19 protein-coding genes and 1 tRNA gene are annotated in these 17,650 nt (G+C 51.8%); 16 read left to right on the top strand and 4 right to left on the bottom strand.

The genetic code is table 11. The annotated features are described in order from the left end of the window. Positions 1-91 precede the first annotated feature (91 nt). Positions 92-463 carry a cupin domain-containing protein gene (locus tag RHH81_RS06885; RefSeq protein ID WP_310742806.1) on the top strand — a complete coding sequence of 124 codons (372 nt, stop codon included), beginning with the start codon at positions 92-94 and terminating at the stop codon, positions 461-463. Positions 464-471: 8 nt separating this feature from the next. On the opposite strand, the gene RHH81_RS06880 is transcribed toward RHH81_RS06885, so the two are convergent. Continuing rightward, complete coding sequence (locus tag RHH81_RS06880) at positions 472-765, bottom strand: hypothetical protein (RefSeq protein ID WP_206199533.1); 294 nt, start codon at positions 763-765, stop codon at positions 472-474. A gap of 643 nt (positions 766-1,408) precedes the next feature. Here RHH81_RS06880 and RHH81_RS06875 point away from each other — a divergent pair. The 9 genes from RHH81_RS06875 to RHH81_RS06835 all read left to right on the top strand — a co-directional run bounded on the left by RHH81_RS06875 (position 1,409) and on the right by RHH81_RS06835 (position 9,598). Further along, entirely contained in the window at positions 1,409-1,963 is a 555-nt protein-coding gene (locus RHH81_RS06875) for a protoglobin domain-containing protein (RefSeq protein WP_206199532.1), read from the top strand. A gap of 54 nt (positions 1,964-2,017) precedes the next feature. Continuing rightward, positions 2,018-2,413, top strand: coding sequence for a roadblock/LC7 domain-containing protein (locus RHH81_RS06870; protein WP_206199531.1), 396 nt, complete (start codon positions 2,018-2,020; stop codon positions 2,411-2,413). 46 nt (positions 2,414-2,459) lie between these two features. After that, a complete protein-coding gene (locus RHH81_RS06865) occupies positions 2,460-3,026 on the top strand; it encodes an ATP/GTP-binding protein (protein WP_206199530.1) in 567 nt (188 codons plus the stop codon). Between the two features lie 37 nt (positions 3,027-3,063). Then, positions 3,064-3,918, top strand: a complete 855-nt coding sequence (locus RHH81_RS06860) for a DUF4388 domain-containing protein (RefSeq protein WP_206199529.1) — start codon at positions 3,064-3,066, stop codon at positions 3,916-3,918. 14 nt (positions 3,919-3,932) lie between these two features. Beyond that, a complete protein-coding gene (locus tag RHH81_RS06855) occupies positions 3,933-4,346 on the top strand; it encodes a hemerythrin family protein (protein ID WP_206199528.1) in 414 nt (137 codons plus the stop codon). A 6-nt stretch (positions 4,347-4,352) separates the two neighbouring features. After that, entirely contained in the window at positions 4,353-4,577 is a 225-nt protein-coding gene (locus RHH81_RS06850) for a DUF167 domain-containing protein (RefSeq protein ID WP_206199527.1), read from the top strand. A 40-nt stretch (positions 4,578-4,617) separates the two neighbouring features. Then, on the top strand, positions 4,618-7,209 hold the full coding sequence (locus RHH81_RS06845) for a M1 family metallopeptidase (RefSeq protein ID WP_310742805.1): 2,592 nt from the start codon (positions 4,618-4,620) through the stop codon (positions 7,207-7,209). A 143-nt stretch (positions 7,210-7,352) separates the two neighbouring features. Then, positions 7,353-8,360 (top strand): tryptophan--tRNA ligase, encoded by a 1,008-nt coding sequence (gene trpS / locus RHH81_RS06840; RefSeq protein WP_310742804.1) that lies wholly within the window; start codon positions 7,353-7,355, stop codon positions 8,358-8,360. Then, positions 8,357-9,598: a zinc ribbon domain-containing protein gene (locus RHH81_RS06835; RefSeq protein ID WP_310742803.1), complete on the top strand. Its 1,242-nt coding sequence runs from the start codon at positions 8,357-8,359 to the stop codon at positions 9,596-9,598. The genes trpS and RHH81_RS06835 overlap by 4 nt, the downstream gene beginning before the upstream one ends. Here the strand turns inward: RHH81_RS06835 and RHH81_RS06830 are convergent. Beyond that, the gene (locus RHH81_RS06830) at positions 9,595-10,221 is read right to left on the bottom strand and encodes a hypothetical protein (protein WP_310744273.1); all 627 of its coding nucleotides are present in this window, start codon (positions 10,219-10,221) and stop codon (positions 9,595-9,597) included. The genes RHH81_RS06835 and RHH81_RS06830 overlap by 4 nt on opposite strands. 397 nt (positions 10,222-10,618) lie before the next feature. Between RHH81_RS06830 and RHH81_RS06825 the strand changes: the two genes are divergently transcribed. From RHH81_RS06825 to RHH81_RS06800, 6 genes are all read left to right on the top strand, one after another. Continuing rightward, positions 10,619-12,874, top strand: a complete 2,256-nt coding sequence (locus RHH81_RS06825) for an EAL domain-containing protein (protein WP_310742802.1) — start codon at positions 10,619-10,621, stop codon at positions 12,872-12,874. A 157-nt stretch (positions 12,875-13,031) separates the two neighbouring features. Beyond that, positions 13,032-13,271: a hypothetical protein gene (locus tag RHH81_RS06820; protein WP_206199522.1), complete on the top strand. Its 240-nt coding sequence runs from the start codon at positions 13,032-13,034 to the stop codon at positions 13,269-13,271. Positions 13,272-13,274: 3 nt separating this feature from the next. After that, a complete protein-coding gene (locus tag RHH81_RS06815) occupies positions 13,275-13,991 on the top strand; it encodes an ABC transporter ATP-binding protein (RefSeq protein ID WP_302677873.1) in 717 nt (238 codons plus the stop codon). An 18-nt stretch (positions 13,992-14,009) separates the two neighbouring features. Beyond that, a tRNA-Arg gene (locus RHH81_RS06810) sits at positions 14,010-14,082 on the top strand. 19 nt (positions 14,083-14,101) lie between these two features. Continuing rightward, the gene (locus RHH81_RS06805) at positions 14,102-14,611 is read left to right on the top strand and encodes a hypothetical protein (RefSeq protein ID WP_310742801.1); all 510 of its coding nucleotides are present in this window, start codon (positions 14,102-14,104) and stop codon (positions 14,609-14,611) included. A gap of 40 nt (positions 14,612-14,651) precedes the next feature. Next, positions 14,652-15,365 carry a DUF4079 domain-containing protein gene (locus RHH81_RS06800; RefSeq protein WP_206199519.1) on the top strand — a complete coding sequence of 238 codons (714 nt, stop codon included), beginning with the start codon at positions 14,652-14,654 and terminating at the stop codon, positions 15,363-15,365. On the opposite strand, the gene RHH81_RS06795 is transcribed toward RHH81_RS06800, so the two are convergent. Together RHH81_RS06795 and ctaD are read right to left on the bottom strand one after the other, a co-directional pair. Continuing rightward, the gene (locus tag RHH81_RS06795; RefSeq protein WP_206199518.1) at positions 15,362-15,967 is read right to left on the bottom strand and encodes a heme-copper oxidase subunit III; all 606 of its coding nucleotides are present in this window, start codon (positions 15,965-15,967) and stop codon (positions 15,362-15,364) included. The genes RHH81_RS06800 and RHH81_RS06795 overlap by 4 nt on opposite strands. Before the next feature lie 19 nt (positions 15,968-15,986). Further along, positions 15,987-17,645 carry a cytochrome c oxidase subunit I gene (gene ctaD, locus RHH81_RS06790; protein ID WP_206199517.1) on the bottom strand — a complete coding sequence of 553 codons (1,659 nt, stop codon included), beginning with the start codon at positions 17,643-17,645 and terminating at the stop codon, positions 15,987-15,989. Positions 17,646-17,650 lie beyond the last annotated feature (5 nt).

Raw genomic sequence — 17,650 nt, 5'->3', positions numbered from 1 at the left:
TAATTTAATATTCATAATGGTCAAGATTTATCCTAATGGCACAATGTTAGTTTTCTCCTTTCCTGAATTAATCGAGCGTTGCCAAAACTGGATGCCTAAGCGGCCAGGCTACGCCGTTTGTCCTTTGGATCACCACAATGCGGAATTGGCCTCTAGTCTCTATCGCATTGAACCCGGACAAGCCAACTATCCCCATTACCACCATCGCGGTGACGATATTTTCCTAATTGTATCGGGAGTTGGTGAACTCATTACCTGCCCGATGACGCCCCCTGCGAGTTCTGTGGCAGCAACCGCCTTGATCCGTACCCCCGTGGAAACCGGCTCCTATGTCCATGTGGATGCCCAATGTCTCCATTGGCTGCGGAATCTTTCTGCCGATCAGCCGTTGTATTACCTTAACATTGCGCCCCTATCCCACGAGGGCGATCGCGTCGATGTCACCATTGAGGGTTGGAGCTAAGAAAACAGTTATTCACCCTTAAACTTACTGGCTGCTTCCTCAAAGGCCTTGCTCAACTCATCCCACGCACTCTGGAACCCTGCTTTGAGGGACTCCCAAGCATCATCGCCCGCTTCTTTGAGGGCAGCCAATTGCTGAGTAATCTCATCGCGTTTGGCCTTGAGGGCTTCAATTTTAGCTTCAATATCTGCCTTGACATCTTCACCCGCTTGATCCGCCTTTGCCTTGAGTTGGTCAAGCTGGGCACCGAGTTGTTGCAGCTTCGTTTCCATTTCGCCTTGGTAGGTCAAGCGATCGGACATACAACTATCCTCCCTTGCTCAAGATAAATACCTACGATGACTCAAAGCATCCTAGATGGATAACAATGCAAGGGTGGCATACTCCGTGCCATGGGATCAAGGCATTGGGGATATTTTGTAAAAGTTACTTTCATTTCCACACAAAGCGAATTAAAAAACTAAAGAATAATTAAAAAATGTATCTAATCATTTTATTTTGTGTAGTGTGTCGAGAAATACAGTCAAAGAACTACAGAGAAATCTATACTTTTCATTAGAAAGTCAGGGGAATACTCTGCATTAACCGCAGCCTGTTTCTGCAACGCAGAGTGATAAGTAAGCTAACTTCACACTTTTTAGAATGAGGAGCAACTTTGTATTTCTGTGTTGAGTCCCTGTGAAATCGGCTAAATCTGAGTTGAGGTTGCATGTCGTGGAGTGAGGAAGCGCTTTTCAAGCATCTAATGCAGAGGTCTGTACCAGCAGTGCTTGGATTTTTAAGGGGGAATCTTTAATTGTTTCTAAAATTTTCAGCTTTTCCGAATATTGTTTGTTAGCTTGCAGGAGTAAGTGCCTGACTTGATTCTAATCACTGAATCACGGACGCCCAGTCAATTCACCTGATCTAGTAATTAAAGTTATTCAGTGTTTCGAGGCGAAAGAGATGACAATTGAGCCAGTCAATTTTATGGCAACGATGGTACGGCGAGTCCAGTTGACCGATGCAGACAAATCCCTGTTGGCGGAGGCCGCGCCGTGGGGAAAGGAAATTGCCCCCCAAATGGCCGACATTTTTTATGACTACTTGGGGCGGGATGAAGAGATGAATGCCATTCTCAACGCCACAGAAGGACGCATTCATCGCCTCCATCAAACCTTCATCGACTGGTTCCATGAAATGTTCACAGGGATGGATGGTTGGGGCAAGGCCTACGCTGAGCGACGCTGGAAAATTGGTCTGGTTCACGTGCGCATTGGCATTGGGCCACAGCATGTGGTACCCGCGATGGCAATTGTTGTCAACGCCGTGCGGCAAAAGTTAAGGGAAGCCAACAAATCCGAGGCTCTCAGTGATGCCCTAGGCAAAATTTGCATGATTGATCTTGCCTTTATTGAGCAGGCCTACTTCGAGGTGTCTTCCCAAGCGGTTCTTAAGGAAACCGGTTGGACCCAGGCACTGTTTCAACGGCTAATTGCCACAGGGGCTGCTGCCATGTAGGTCACCTAGCAGTCATTGTTCAAAAAGTTCCCATATCTTTACGAGGATTAGATTATGCCAATTAATGCCGCAAAACTTGAAGCTACACTGCAAAACTTTGTTGCCAATGCCAGTAATGTCCAAGGAGCCGCCCTTGTGTCTCCCGATGGTCTGACGCTGGCGGCAACCTTGCCGGGGGGAATGGATGATGAACGGGTGGCAGCGATGTCAGCGGCCATGCTGTCGTTGGGGGAACGTATTGGACGAGAGCTAAGCCGGGGCAAAATCGAGCGCATCCTTGTAGAGGGTGCCAGTGGGTATGGCATTCTCACCAGTTGCACCGAAGATGCGGTTTTCCTTGTGCTGGCGGATGCCTCTGCCAAATTGGGCATTATCAACCTTGAAATTAAAAATGTTCTGGCTGAATTGCAAACCCAACTTATGGGTATGGGGCAAGCCGTGAATGTTTAGACCAGCCTGATTCCTCTGTGTTTTGCCGTAATTGAGGTGCCAACCCATGGAAATTATGCGCATTGTCATCACAGGACCAGTGGGCGCAGGCAAATCCACCTTCATCCGTACCATCAGCGAAATTGAGGTGGTGGATACCGATCGCAAGGCAACGGATGAAATTGCTGCTTTCAAGGAAAAGACAACGGTAGCGATGGATTTTGGGCGGCTGCAGTTTGGTCCTAATGTTGCCCTGCATCTGTATGGCACGCCTGGTCAAGAACGCTTTGACTTTATGTGGGATATTCTTATTCGCAAAGCCCATGCGTTTATCCTACTGGTCAGTTCTCACCGTCCCCAAGATTTTCGAGCCGCACGGCGGATTTTGGCCTTCATGCGCCATCGCACAAAGATTCCAATGCTAGTGGGTCTGAGCCATGCCGATAATCCCAATGCGTGGCCTGCTGAAGAGATCGCGATCGCCCTTGGCTACTTGAGTCCCCACCGTCGCCCACCGATGCTACCAGTCAATGCTTTAGATCAGTCCTCTGTTGCTGCTGCCATGATGGCACTCATTCAAGCCTATGCCAGTGCCCAATCCTCGCAATTAAACCGCAGTGCTCTAGCCACGTAACTGAACGCAGAATCACTCAACTTATTAGGGGGAATCTATGAAAATCACCGGTTATCTATCAGAGTTTTCACTGGGGGAAATTTTCCGTTTTCTGGAGCAGGGGCAAAAAACGGGTTGCCTTTCCATTAAGCCCGTGGAAATGGCGGGGATGATGCCGCTGATTCCCCAAATGCAGGAGTACTATATCTTCTTTCGCTTGGGTCAAATTGTAGCCGCAACAACGACCTTGGATCACCAAGGATTGCAACGGCTCATTGAGCAGCGGGGCTGGCTGCGCCCAACTACCATTCAACGCCTCTTACCCTTTTGTTCCCTAACCGGATCCCTTGGACTGTGCTTGAAAACCCAAGGTGCCCTTGAGCCAGAACAGCTGCGGCTATTGTTCAAGCAACAGGTACTGACACCGATTCCTCACCTCTTTAGTCTCAATGAGGGCTGGTTTAAGTTCGATGCCAACCATCCACTGCCTTTTGGCGAAATGACGGGACTGAGTGCCTCACCCATGGAAATTTCCTTGGCGGGTCTACGACTGCTGCGGGATTGGACAGCCCTAATGGACAAGCTGCCCTTGCCGAGTTCAACCATTGCCAGCACGATTGAAGGACAGCCCCCCTACCGCCTCAATCATCATGAGTGGCAAGTGTGGGAGTACGCTAACGGTACCAAAACCCTCCAAGAAATCAGTGAAGCGTTGAACTTACCCATTCTAGAGGTGCAAAAAATTTGTTTTCGCCTAATAGTGGTGGGGATTGCCGAGGAAATTGCTGGCATTGCTGCTCCCGCCGCCAGCCCTAGGGAACCAGAACTCATTGAAACAACAGAAATTAGCTCCTCCTTTCTAGAGGGAATCTTTACGTTTCTGAAAACAAAAACCCACCCGCAATCGGTCTAGGGGGATAAAAAACAATGCAACGCTTCGCGTGGACAGAGCAGCTGCAGACCGGCGTGCCCATGATTGATATACAGCACAAGGAACTCGTCTGTGCTGTCAATGATCTGGCGGATGCCATTGAACAGGGTCGGGGAAGCGCTGCGATTAAACAGCTAATTGCTTTCATGAAGTATTATGCAGAGTGGCACTTCGGGAATGAAGAAGGCTGTGCTGAAAAATACCAGTGCCCCCTAGCAGAAGTTAACCGCTGCGCCCATAAACAGTTCATCGAGATGATTGAAGAGCTGCAGCAGCAGTACCGCGACAGCCAAGCGGATGCGGCGATCGCCACCCGGATCCATGGTAAGTTAGCAGACTGGTTAGTGAATCACATTATGAAAATTGACAAGCAAATTGGGCAGCACATCTGTGCCCATGCTTCAGGCTAGGAGGGCATGAAGAAATACCATCTGGTGGTCAAACCCAATGCAAGAACCTCTTCTGTTTCCGTGAATTCTGACGGCCAGCTAGTGGTGGCGGTGCGTGCCCCAGCTACTGAGGGCAGAGCCAATGAGGAACTCATTGCTGTCTTGGCGGCCTATTTTCAGGTACCCAAGTCCCGTATTCAGCTGATTAAGGGTCATACCAGTCGCTATAAGGTGGTTGAACTCCTCGATTGATGCCCCTTAGACTAAGAGCAAGTGCGGCTCAACATGACCTATGACTCTTGATGTCACTCCAGCCAAATCCTTTGTTCTCAGCGGTGCGCGTCCCCACTACAGTCCCGATCGAGTGGGGCAGGTGGAACATATCTGCTTGGACTTGACCCTAGATTTAGAGACCCAGGCATGCTGGGGACAGTGTCATATCCATCTACGACCATTGCACTCCCAAGTGCGCCAGCTGCGCCTCAATGCCGTGGGGCAACAGATCCAGAGTGTGACTGTGCAGCACCAACCCCAAGCCTTCCACTACGATGGTGAATTTCTGGATATTTCTCTTGATGCGAGCTTGGGGATTCATCCAGATCAGGTGCTGGTGATCACCATTGACTACCGTCTGCAGAAACCCCAGCGGGGATTGTACTTTGTTGCCACTGATCCCCCCCAAGCTTGGACTCAAGGGGAAGATGAGGACTCCCGCTATTGGTTTCCCTGCTTTGATTCTCCTGGGCAGCTGGCGACGTCAGAGGTACGAGCGCGGGTGCGCCAACCCTTACAGGCCATTTCCAATGGGGAATTGCGTGCCTGCTACAGCGAGGGAGAGTGGCAAATCTTTCACTGGTATCAACCCCAGGTCCATCCCACTTATCTGATGACCCTAGCGGTGGGGGATTTTGCGGTTTTTGATGACCAGTGGCAGGGGAAGCCCGTCACCTACTACGTTGCTAAAGATCGCGCTGCTGATGCCCGCCGCACCTTGGGCAAAACGCCAAAGATGATGGACTTTTTCAGCCGCATCTACGGCTATCCCTATCCCTACCCCAAATATGCCCAAGTCTGTGTGGCCGATTTTATCTTTGGCGGCATGGAAAATACCTCGACAACCCTATTGACAGACCGCTGTCTGTTGGATGAGCGAGCCGCCGCTGAAGATTTTCGCAGTGAAAGTTTAGTGGCCCATGAGTTGGCACACCAGTGGTTTGGCGATCTGGTGGTGATCAAGCACTGGTCTCACGCTTGGATCAAGGAGGGCATGGCCTCCTATGCCGAGGTGCTCTGGTTTGAGGAGGAATATGGCGCTGATTTTGCCGCCTATTATCGCCTTGAGGAATTGCGCAACTACCTCAGTGAGGATAGCGATCGCTACCGCCGCCCCATTGTCACCCATGTCTATCGCGAAGCCATTGAACTCTACGATCGCCACCTCTACGAAAAAGGCGCCTGTGTCTATCACATGATCCGCCAGGAACTCGGAGAAGAGTTATTCTGGAAAGCCATTCAAACCTTTGTCCGCACCTACGCCCACCAAGCTGTGGAAACGGTGGATCTGCTGCGGGCGATTGAAATGGCCACTGGGCGCAACCTACTTCCCCTCTTTGACCAATACGTTTTTCGTGGGGGACATCCCGACTTCCATGTGAGCTATCGCTGGGAGGTAGCCGATCAATTAGCCGTTCTTACCGTCAAGCAGCAGCAGGTGACCGATGGGGTCACGCCCCTAGAGCGCAACCTTTTTGATCTGCGGATTCCTGTTGGCATCGGTACGGTGGATGATCAGGGGCAGGTGACGGTCAAAACCATTCCCCTGCGCATTCATGAACCAGAGCACACCTTCTATTTGCCGCTGCCACAGCAGCCCACCTTTGTGAGTTTTGATGCCGGCAACCATATCCTCAAAACCGTTACCCTAGAGTACCCCCTCCCTGAACTCAAAGCCCAACTGCAGTACGACCCCGATGTTTTGGGGCGGGTTCAAGCTGCCATTGCCCTAGGCAAAAAAGGAAACCTAGAAGTTGTGCAAACCTTGGCGGCGGCGCTGCAACGGGAACCCTTTTGGGGAGTGCGGCGTGAAATTGCCAAAGTGCTGGGCACGATTCAACTGGATCAAAGCTTAGAGGCGCTCAAGCTGGCACTAGCCGATGATCACCCCCATGTTCGTGCCGCCGCAGTGGAGGCCATTGCTGGGTTTAAGTCCGCCAAAGCCTACGAACTTCTCAAGCCCATTGCCAAGCACGGCGACCCCAGCTATAGCGTTGAAGCTGCCGCCCTGAAGGGAATTGGTGTGATTGCCGCTGCCAAACCGCAACCGAAACCCAAGCTCGAAAAAGTGCTGAAACGACTGCGGAAGGCTTTGGAAAAACGACAAGGCTGGAATGAGGTGGTACGCTGTGGGGCGATCGCTGGCTTGGGGCAACTCAAGGAGTCTCCAGAGGCGGTGAATTTGGTTCTTGACTACACCGCTATTGATGTCCCGCAACCCCTACGCTTGGCCGCCATTCGTACCCTTGGCACCATTGGCGATCGCCACCATCCCCAACTGAAGCAAATTCTGGAACGGCTAGAGCAACTCAGCCACGAGACCTTTTTCTTTACCCAGATGGCCGTTGTCCAAGCCCTGAGTCAAATTGACCATCCCCAAGTTCTAGGCCTGCTGCAGCAGCTGGGCGATCGCACCACCGACGGCCGTATCAAACGATCAGTTGATGAAGGAATCGCCAAAGTTCAGAAAGCCCTTGGCAGCGATGACCGCCTCAAGACCCTTGAGACCACCCTCAACGAGTTACAAAAGGAAAATCAAACTCTAAAAAGCCGCCTTGAAGAATTAGAAGCACGCACTAAAGCGACCCAGCAGGACTCAGCGCCAAGTTAGCAATATCATCACCCAGACCCCTGCGGGCATTGGGCAAGCCCAGATGACCCTGCCATGGGATAGGGGCTTTCATCGTTTAAGCCGTGTTCCATCCATAGGAAAAGGGCTGTAGCATAGTAGGAACACAATTAGAGGAGGTTGGGGTGACCAAAAAACGGGTGCTTTCGGGAGTCCAGCCCACAGGTAGCTTGCACTTGGGGAATTATCTCGGAGCCATTCGCAACTGGGTGGCGGGGCAAGCGGACTATGAGAACTACTTTTGTGTGGTGGATTTACATGCCATTACCGTCCCCCACAATCCCGCAGAACTGGCGGCTAATACCTATACTGTTGCTGCTCTGTACTTGGCCTGTGGCATTGACCCAGCCCACGCCACCATCTTTGTCCAATCCCACGTCAGCGCCCATGCCGAACTCACTTGGTTACTGAACTGCATTACCCCCCTCAACTGGCTGGAGGACATGATTCAATTCAAGGAAAAAGCCGTCAAGCAGGGGGAAAACGTGGCGGCAGGACTACTGGACTATCCTGTGCTCATGGCCGCGGATATTTTGCTCTACGATGCCGATCTAGTTCCTGTGGGGGAAGATCAAAAGCAACACTTGGAACTGACCCGCGATATTGCCGCTCGTGTGAACTACCTCTTTGCCCGCAATCAGCCGCCAATTCTCAAGCTACCGGAACCCTTGATTGCCAAGGCGGGAGCACGGGTGATGAGTCTCACCGACGGCACCAAGAAAATGTCGAAGTCGGATCCCTCGGAACTGAGTCGCATTAACCTTTTGGACTCGCCGGATGAGGTTCGCAAGAAGATCAAGCGCTGCAAAACTGACCCGATTCGTGGCTTGACCTTTGACGATCCCGATCGCCCCGAAGCCAATAACCTGCTGAGTCTCTATCAAGTACTCACGGGAAAAACCAAAGAGGCAGTGGCAGCAGAATGTGCCGATATGGGCTGGGGACAGTTTAAGCCCCTCCTCACCGATGCGGTGATTGCTACCCTAGAACCGATTCAGCAGCGATACCAAGAGATTATGGCAGACCCCCGCTATCTCAAGGATTTGCTCAAAAAAGGCCAAGAACAGGCCGCCCGCGTGGCCAATGCAACCCTAGAGCGGGTAAAACTTGCCTTTGGGTTTACGCTGCCATGAATATCACAAGCGGGTTGAGGCGACTCTGGCGGGGATTTTGGCGGCGATCGCGCCTTGTCAATGACGAACCCCTGAATTGGGTCAGTCTCATTGTCATTATCTTGGTGGATATTTTTATCCTCATTAATGTCTTTAGTGGCCTCAGCGAAATTAGCAATTGGCCTTTGAGTCCCAGTCAAGCCCAGCCCTGTTATGCTCCTTGGCAAGCCTATCGCCAAGACACCGCTAGGGAGCGCGACATTCGTTTTCTAGAGCAGCAGATTAGCCTTGACCCCCCGCTCCAGACCGCTGTGGAGCGCCTACAGGAAAGCAGCAAGGGCAAACTGGGAACCATCTCCGCCATTTGCTTCACCTATGCAGAGTATCAAGATGCCGTCAACCGCCCTACCCATCGGGAGCGACTCCAGCAACGACAGCAGAAACAGGCACAAATTCAAACCCTCGAGGCCACCAATGCCCGCATTCGTCAAGAGTATGACTCGACACTATTAGAGCAGCTTGCGGGGCAACCCCCGGATCAATCGATCAACTTGGTGGAAGCTGCTAGGGCCAAAGCCACCCTTGAGGCCAACAACCGCCAAATTGCCGCTCTCAAAAATGAGATGGCGGCCCTTGAACAGGCGATTCTCCAAGAAGCCGATAGCCAAGCCTTCTTGAAATTTTTAGCCGAGGACGCCACCTTTGCCCAGCTTGAGAACCAATATCAGCGCTCTCAGTTTTGGTATCCCAGTCTCCAATTTGTTTTACAAGCCCTCTTTCTATTACCGCTGATTGCGATCGCCCTAGTGGTGCATCGTTTTGCCGATCGCCACCGCCATGGCCTGCTTGCCCTCATGAGTTGGCACCTACTGGTGATCCTCTTGATTCCTTTGGTGCTGAAGATTTTTGAACTATTGCAGGTGGGAGCCCTCTTTGAGTGGCTGGCTAATGTCATTCTTGCTCTCTTTGGCGGTCTGCTTTTTTTGGTCAGCTACCTCTATATCCTGCTGATTCCAGCGGTGGGGTTTGGCATGATTAAAGTGGCGCAAGCTCTTTTCCTCAATCCACAGCGACAGGCGGCAGGGCGAGTCCAAAAACTCCGCTGTGTCCGTTGCGGCAAACGACTGCGGGATCTCGATCAACACTGTCCCCACTGTGGTTATTTGCAGTGGATGCCCTGTCCCAATTGTCAGCAGCCCACCTATCGCCACTTACCCTATTGTCGGCATTGCGGTGCATCGACCCGTTCTTCTCTCTAATTCTTGCTGGGGCGGTTGATCCAGTCGGCACACTCGCGCTGTAGCCCCTGCAATGTCATATTGGGTACCCGCTCAGCAGCAAAGGCCTCGGCCTCAATTGGAATGTCTTCGGGGTTATAGCCACTCTTGCGGTAGAGATCCGCGACGATACCGGGGCTGACGCGAATGCCCACGGGCACCAAGGAATCCAAATCTCGTTTGGCGGCAAAGCAGGCTTGAACGACGTGCCAGCCCTCGTGGCGCAGCGTTTCGATAAAAATTGGCCAATGGGCAAGGGCGCGGGGACGCAAGATCAAGCGATCGCGACTAAAACTATAGGAGCCGTAATTATCATCTTGGCGCTGCCGGATGTAGAGGGTCGTGCCCGTACGCAAAATGGTGCGAATCAACTGATAGGCTTCCACCTCAGCACTGTTTTGCAGCCGAAAACGGGCAGGATCGCGGCGCGGATAATAAACCAGATCAAAGAGAAGCTGAATATCCTCATCGGAACCGTCAATGGGGATCAAATCCCGCTGGGCGAGACCCGGGGATGGGGAAACTACAAGGGCGATCGCCAGCGTCAATGTCGATAAAGAAACCCGCAGCCAGCTTTGAAGTTGTTTTTGCAGCACAATGATCAACCCCCTGCCTTTGGGGAATGCTGCTCCTAACCTAGCAATTTTGATAGCAGTCTAAACGTGTTCTCTATCACGATCTCACAGCGATCCCCACCCCTTTTCACAGTGACGGGATCACGGTCAGAAAAACCTCAAAACCGCTCTTTGAGGGATGAAGCGCCATCGCTGCTCCAATAGTTTAGAAAAGGGCTGTATGATGGACTTAGGAAGAAGCAACAAATAATATTCCTTGATAAGTTTTTGTATAGTTTGTGATTTTAATGTGTTGAATGATGACTTAGCAATGATTGAGAAACTCCTTGTTTTATCCGCTGTTGATGACTGCCCTTTAGAATCACTAGCGACCCTTGAAGTCGTCGCAGAAGACTCTGCGCAAAAATATCCTCAAAAAAAATGCTTATTGCCATCCATCAACATATTACTGATCGAAAACATCCCCCAATCGGGTGAAATTTTATATCCCCATCTCGCCGAGATTGATTACATTTGCTATCAAGTTCACACCTGTCCGTATTCTCATTTAACCCCTGGGGTGGTTGCTCAGGCCAAGCCCAATCTCCTTGTCCTCATTGCTCAAGGGGATCACGTTCTTAAAGCAGTGCAAACACTCCAGCAACGCTATCCACACTTACCCTTAGTTGTGATTGATCCCAGCGATCGTCCGGATCTGGCCACGCAGATCCTCCACAGTGGTGCTCAGGACTACTTGAGCTTTCAGGAACTCAGCCCCAACTTGCTGGCGCGCAGTATCCGCCATGCCATCGATCGCCATCAGGTGGAACAACAACTTCTGCGCCAAGCCCAGTACGATCGCCTGCTGGTACAAATTACCCAGCACATTCACCAATCCCTTGATCTGGCCACGATTCTCGAAGCTGCCGTCAAGGATGTGCGAGAACTCTTGGGCTGCGATCGCGTGCTTATTTATCGCTTCCTTGAGGATTGGCGCGGCATTATGGACGTTGAAGCGGTGATCCCTCCTTGGTTGTCAGCCCTTGGGGATGTCGTGGGGGATTCCTGCTTTACAGAGCGATACATTGAAGCCTACAAGCGCGGTCGCATCCATGTGGTAAATGATTTAGACACAGCGCCTGTTACCTCCTGCTATCGCGATTTGCTGGCGCACTATCAGGTTAAGGCTAATCTAGTGGTACCGATTATTGTCGAAGGGCGGCTGTGGGGGTTGCTCATCTGTCATCAGTGCGCCCATCCCCGCGACTGGCAAGACAGTGAAATTGAACTGATTAAGCAAATTTCGACCCAGTTGGCGATCGCCATCCTGCAAGCAGAACTCTATCAAAAGGCGCAAGCGGAAATTCAAGAGCGCAAAGCAATCGAAGCCCAACTCCTCTACCAAGCCCGCCATGACCGCCTCACCCATTTACCCAACCGCTGGTTCTTTGAGGAGCAGTTGCGCCTTACCCTCAGCTATGCAGCCGAGCACCCCAAGTACCACTATGCTGTTTTCTGTTTGGATATTGATCGCTTCAAGACCCTCAATGACAGTCTGGGACATGGCACAGGGGATTTATTCCTCCAAGCCTTTGCTCAGCGGCTGACGCGTTGTGTGAGTCCTCAGGACGTAGTGGCACGCCTAGGGGGAGATGAATTTGCGGTCTTGCTCAATGATATTGAGGGGATAGAACATGCCCAAGCCATTGCCCACCAACTGCAGGATCGCCTCAACCATCCCTTTGAAATCGATCACTACACCCTGTACAGCACGGTGAGTATCGGTCTTGTGATGGGTAACCCCCATTACACCAGTAGTGAGGAACTGCTGCGGGATGCTGACATGGCCATGTACCACGCTAAAACCAAGGGACACAATCGCATTGATGTCTTTGATCCTGTGATGCTGCAACAGGTGCGCGATCGCCTGTACTTAGAAGTGGAACTGCGGCAAGCGATTGAACGGGGGGACTTTGTCCTCCACTATCAGCCCATCGTCAAGCTCCGGAGCCAATCTCTCAAAGGTTTTGAGGCACTCCTGCGCTGGCAAAAGGGGGATACGCTGATTTCCCCCAAAGTTTTTATTCCCGTCGCTGAAGAAACGGGGCTGATTTTTGAACTCTCCCGCTGGGTCTTGCACAATGCCTGTGAACAGTTGCAGCAGTGGCAACAGCGTTATCCCAAGCTTCAGTCCGTGGGCTTTACGATGAGCATCAATCTGTCCGCCAATCAATTTTCTTTGCCCACCCTTGTAGCTGAGATTCAACAAACCCTTGAGCATTACCATTTAGCAGGGCACTTTCTAAAGATAGAAATTACTGAAAGTACCTTGATGCAGCACTTGGATTCTGCCCGCGAAATTCTTGCCGAGCTGAAGGCGATGGGGGTGCGCATTAATATTGATGACTTTGGCACTGGGTATTCCTCCCTGAGCTATTTACGCAATCTGCCTCTCGATGGCATTAAAATTGACCGCTCCTTCATTTCCCAAATAGATCGCAGCCAAGAAGATCTAGAGGTCGTTCACACGATTTTGGTGCTGGCGCGCAACCTCCACCTCGATTGCATTGCCGAGGGCATTGAAAACACAACTCAACTGCAACTGTTGCGATCGCTGCGCTGTCCCTCTGGCCAAGGCTATCTTTTTGCCCCACCGCTGACTACGGACAAGGCTGAGGTGTATCTACAGGAACACATCCTTTAACAACACCAGCACCTTCAAGTCAAGTTCAATCGAAAAATGAATAACAAATTGACTTGCCATCATTGCCCAAGGGAAAGAAAACAAAAGTCCGCGCCACCACTGGCAATGGGTGTGCCGATAGGATTTAGGATAGTGGCAGTGCTCTTGGATTTCTCAGATGGCCAGCTTATTTGACCAAAACTTTCGCTATACCGATCGCGCCCGCGCCATCTTCAAAGAACTGCAACGCAACCTCCATCCTATCTATATGGAGCTACTGGAAGAAGGGTTCTTTTCTCGGGAAATTAGCGCCCTCGTCACCAGTGCTGCTGCCCAAACCGAAAATGCCGCTATTGCTGAATGGGAAGAGGCGCGGGGTAGCTCCCCCAATACGGAGGAATCACAGACCACGGCCTAGGGGATGACTTCTCAAGCGCGCATCTTGGAAATTGAGTCCCTGAGTGTCCACTACGGTGGCATTTGCGCTCTGCGCGAGGTGAGTCTGGCCATTGCAGCCGGCGAGTGCATTACCCTTGTGGGTGCCAATGGTGCTGGCAAAACCACCCTGCTGCGTGCCATCTCTAGACTCGTTCCCAGTAAAGGTACCATTCGCTTTGCCGGTCAATCGATTGCAGGGCGATCGCCCCATGAATTAGTGAGCCTGGGCATTGCCCATTGTCCAGAGGGGCGTCAGGTTCTCGCCCGCCAAACCGTACGCGACAATCTTCTTCTCGGTGCCTACTGTCGTCGAGATGAGGCGCAGATTGCACAAGACCTCGAAGAACAACTCAAGCGCTTTCCTAGACTACGGGAGCGGCAATACCAACTGGCGGGAACCCTCAGTGGCGGTGAGCAACAAATGCTGGCGATCGCCCGTGCCCTGATGAGTCGTCCTCGCTTACTGCTCCTTGATGAACCCAGTTTAGGCTTAGCGCCCAATTTAGTGCGGGAAATTTTTGCCATCTTGGCACAACTGCGGCAACAGGGGATGACAATGCTACTGGTCGAGCAAAATGCGCACCTAGCCTTACAATTGGGCGATCGCGGTTATGTGCTTGAAGCGGGTCAAGTGACCCTCAGCGGTCGTGCAGCAGATCTCCTGAATGATCCACGGGTTCAGCAAGCCTACCTTGGTTAATGCTATGATGAGAAGGCTGGACGTGTGGCTCAGTGGATAGAGCATCAGATTCCGGTTCTGAGGGTCGGGGGTTCGAATCCCTCCACGTCCGTTAATCAAGCATCAGCATCATGACTGAACCCGTTACCCGTTCCGAATTGAGCCAAGTTTTAGATGCTATCCAAGGGATGCAGGCCGATATGCAGTCAATGCAGGCTGCCATCCAAGCCATGGATAAAAAGCTGGATATTCACATCGCCACGAGTAACGAGAAATTCCAAAGGCTTGAGGACAAAATTGATACTGTCGAGGCCAAACTTGAACAGCGTATCAATGCTGTGGAGGCTAAGCTAGAGCAGCGCATCAACGCCGTCGAAGCCAAACTGGAGCAGCGCATCAATGCTGTCGAAGCTAAGCTGGAGCAACAGATGAAGGCTGTGGAGGCCAAACTGGAGCAGCGTATCAATTCCATAGAAGTACAGTTAGGGCAGCGGATTGATACGGTAGAGTCCACCTTGCAGGATATTTCTAAGCGACAAGCGGGCACAGATGCCCGGCTTTGGGGATTCCTAGTGACCTTGTTGGTGGCCACAGTTGGCTTACTGACAACAGTGCTGTTCTTTGATTTGCCCCGCCCCTAGATTCGTTACCCTAAAACTGGCCTTATCATTCTTAGCCAGTATGTTTCTCAACCTCAAAGACATCATTTTGCTGTTGCATCCCATCTTGGCCTGCACATTTGTCTTTCCGGTCATTGGTATCACCACATTCTTTGCTCTGCAAACGCGGCAGCGTCGTCTCAAAGACACCACCATCCCACCCACAGTGGGCACCCTGCATGTCAAATTGGGCAATCTTTTAGCAGCCGGCGTGGTTGGCATCACATTGGTGGCCTTGGCCTATTCAGTGGTGTTTGGATTTCAGGGCTTCTTGATGCAGGCGGAGAATCAGACACTGCAACCGCTCTCTGTTGTCCTCGTGGCACTGATGTTTGTTGTCACCATTGCAGCAACGGCGCTGCTGTATCGTGCTCAATCGAAGCTATGGCGTGCTGTTTTTGCCACCCTCTCAGGGATGGGGGTGACCATTCTAGCTTTTCAACCGGGGGTCTTTCGCCGTGATGACGAGTGGTGGGTTTCCCACTTTTACTTTGGCTTGGCGGCGGTGATGCTGATGATTTTTTCTGTGGCCATTGTGCGGGAGATTTACCAAGATCGATCGCTCAGGTGGCGGCGGATTCACATTGGCTTGAATTCCCTTGCCCTTGTTCTTTTTCTCTTGCAGGGAATTACGGGTACCCGTGACCTCTTGGAAATTCCCTTGAGTTGGCAAGCACCTGTGGTCTATCAGTGCAACTTTGATCCGCGATCGCCCCAATTCAAGACCTGCCCCTAAAAGCGAGTCAGGATATACAGCAGGGTGAAGAGGATAATCCAGATCACATCCACAAAGTGCCAGTAGATCTCTGCCATGGTGACCCCCGTGTGCTTGTGGGCACTGTAATGGCCGGGACGGCGCGATCGCCAGATCACCCCCAAAATCAGCAAAATCCCCACAAAGACATGGAGGCCATGGAAGCCCGTCATCACATAAAAGCAGTTGGCAAAGACATTGGTGCGCAGGCCGTAGCCGAGGGTGAGGTACTCATAAACTTGACCGCCCAAGAACACTGCCCCCATGGCCGCCGTGATCCAGTACCATTGGCGCATGCCGCGAACGTCATCCTTTTTGATGGCAACATCGCCGTAGTGGATGACAAAGCTACTGGAAATAAGGATGATGGTGTTGATGGTGGGCACAAGAAGTTCCACCTCAGTGCCTTCGGGCGGCCATTGCTCATTCATGCCCCGCAGAAGTAAATAGGCCGCAAAGAGGCCACCAAACATTAGGGATTCAGAAATCAAAAAGACCAGCAACCCTAAAACCCGAAAATCAGGGTGCTCATGGGCATGATCAACGGCTATGGCCGTCGCTTGAGAGTCAACAGTACCTTGCATGGCTTGCTCCTAAAGCGTCCTACTCTTCCTCGTCCTCATCCTCATCAGTGCTTTCCTTGCGCTGCTCAATGCCGTAGTCGTAGGGACCTTTGGTGACCACAGGCAGCACTTCCCAGTTTTCAATCAGCGGCGGTGAACTGGTCGTCCACTCTAAGCTGAGACCGCCCCAAGGGTTATCGCCGGCAATTTTGCCCTTATTCCAGCTCCAAATGATGTTAATCAGGAAAGGAATAATTGAGAAAGCTAGGACAAAGGCACCAATCGTACAGATGAGATTAATTGGCTCAAACTGGGGATCGTACATGGCCACGCGGCGGGGCATCCCTTTAAGACCCAACTCATGCATCGGCAAAAAGGTCAAGTTCGTGCCAATAAAGGTCAGCACAAAGTGGAGAATCCCTAAGCGCTCATCGAGGAGCCGTCCTGTCATTTTGGGGAACCAGTGGTAAATCCCCGCATAGAGACCAAACACGGAGCCCCCAAAGAGGACATAGTGGAAATGTGCCACCACATAGTAGGTGTCGTGGACGTGAATATCCACGGGGGCAGTCCCCAAGGTCACACCACTGAGGCCACCAAGGACAAACATCGACAGTAGGCCAATGGCAAAGAGCATGGCACTGTTGAGGCGAATCTTGCCCCCCCAGAGGGTGGCGACCCAACTAAAGATTTTTACTCCTGTCGGCACCGCCACAATCAGTGTCGAAATCGTGAAGAACATCCGCATCCAAGGGGGCGTACCACTGGTGAACATATGGTGTACCCAGACAAAGAGACCCACGCAGCAGATGGCCAAACTGGAGTAGGCGATCGCCTGATAGCCAAAGATAGGCTTACGGGCATGAACCGGAATCACCTCAGACATAATGCCAAAGATCGGCAAAATCATCAGGTACACCGCCGGGTGAGAGTAAAACCAGAAAAGGTGCTGGTAAATGACAACGTTCCCACCGGCATCGGGTTTGTAAAACGAGGTGCCAAAGTTAATATCAAACAGCAGCAAAATCAGCCCTACCGCCAGCACGGGCGTTGACACTAGAGCCAGCAGAGAGGTAGCTAGCATGGCCCAGCAAAAGAGGGGCAATTGATCCCAGCGCATACTAGGCACTTTCATCTTCCAGATGGTGACGATGAAATTCACCGATCCCATGATCGAGGAGGTACCCACAAGGACGATCGCCAGAATCCACATACTCTGGGCAGTAGTGGCCGTGATCGTACTCAAGGGCGGATAGGAGGTCCAACCCGCTTGGGCACCGCCAAACAGGAAACTGGCCAAGAGTAATGCCCCCGCCGGCGGGTTCAGCCAAAAGGCTAAGGCATTCAAGCGGGGAAAAGCCATGTCCCGTGCCCCGATCATCAGGGGCACCAAGTAATTGCCAAAGCCACCAATGGCCGCTGGCACCACCCAAAAGAAAATCATAATGGTGCCGTGGTTGGTCATGAAAGCATTGTAGAGATTGGGATTGAGAAAATCTGAATCTGCCGTTGCCAGCTCCGTGCGCATGGCCACCGCCATCAGTCCGCCAATCAAGTAAAAGATAAAGGCGGTGACCAAGTATTGAATGCCAATCACCTTGTGATCAACATTAAAGGTGAAATAGTCGTACCACTTCCACGCCTTGGGATGCTCAGGGAGCGACAAGGGGGTATCTAGCGGCAGTTGTGCTTGCGCCATAACTC

Origin of the sequence: Thermosynechococcus sp. PKX95, assembly GCF_031583295.1 — a bacterium.
Taxonomy (GTDB): Bacteria; Cyanobacteriota; Cyanobacteriia; order Thermosynechococcales; family Thermosynechococcaceae; genus Thermosynechococcus.
The sequence above is the reverse complement of the archived record's forward strand: the minus strand, read 5'-3'. Positions and strand labels throughout refer to the sequence as shown.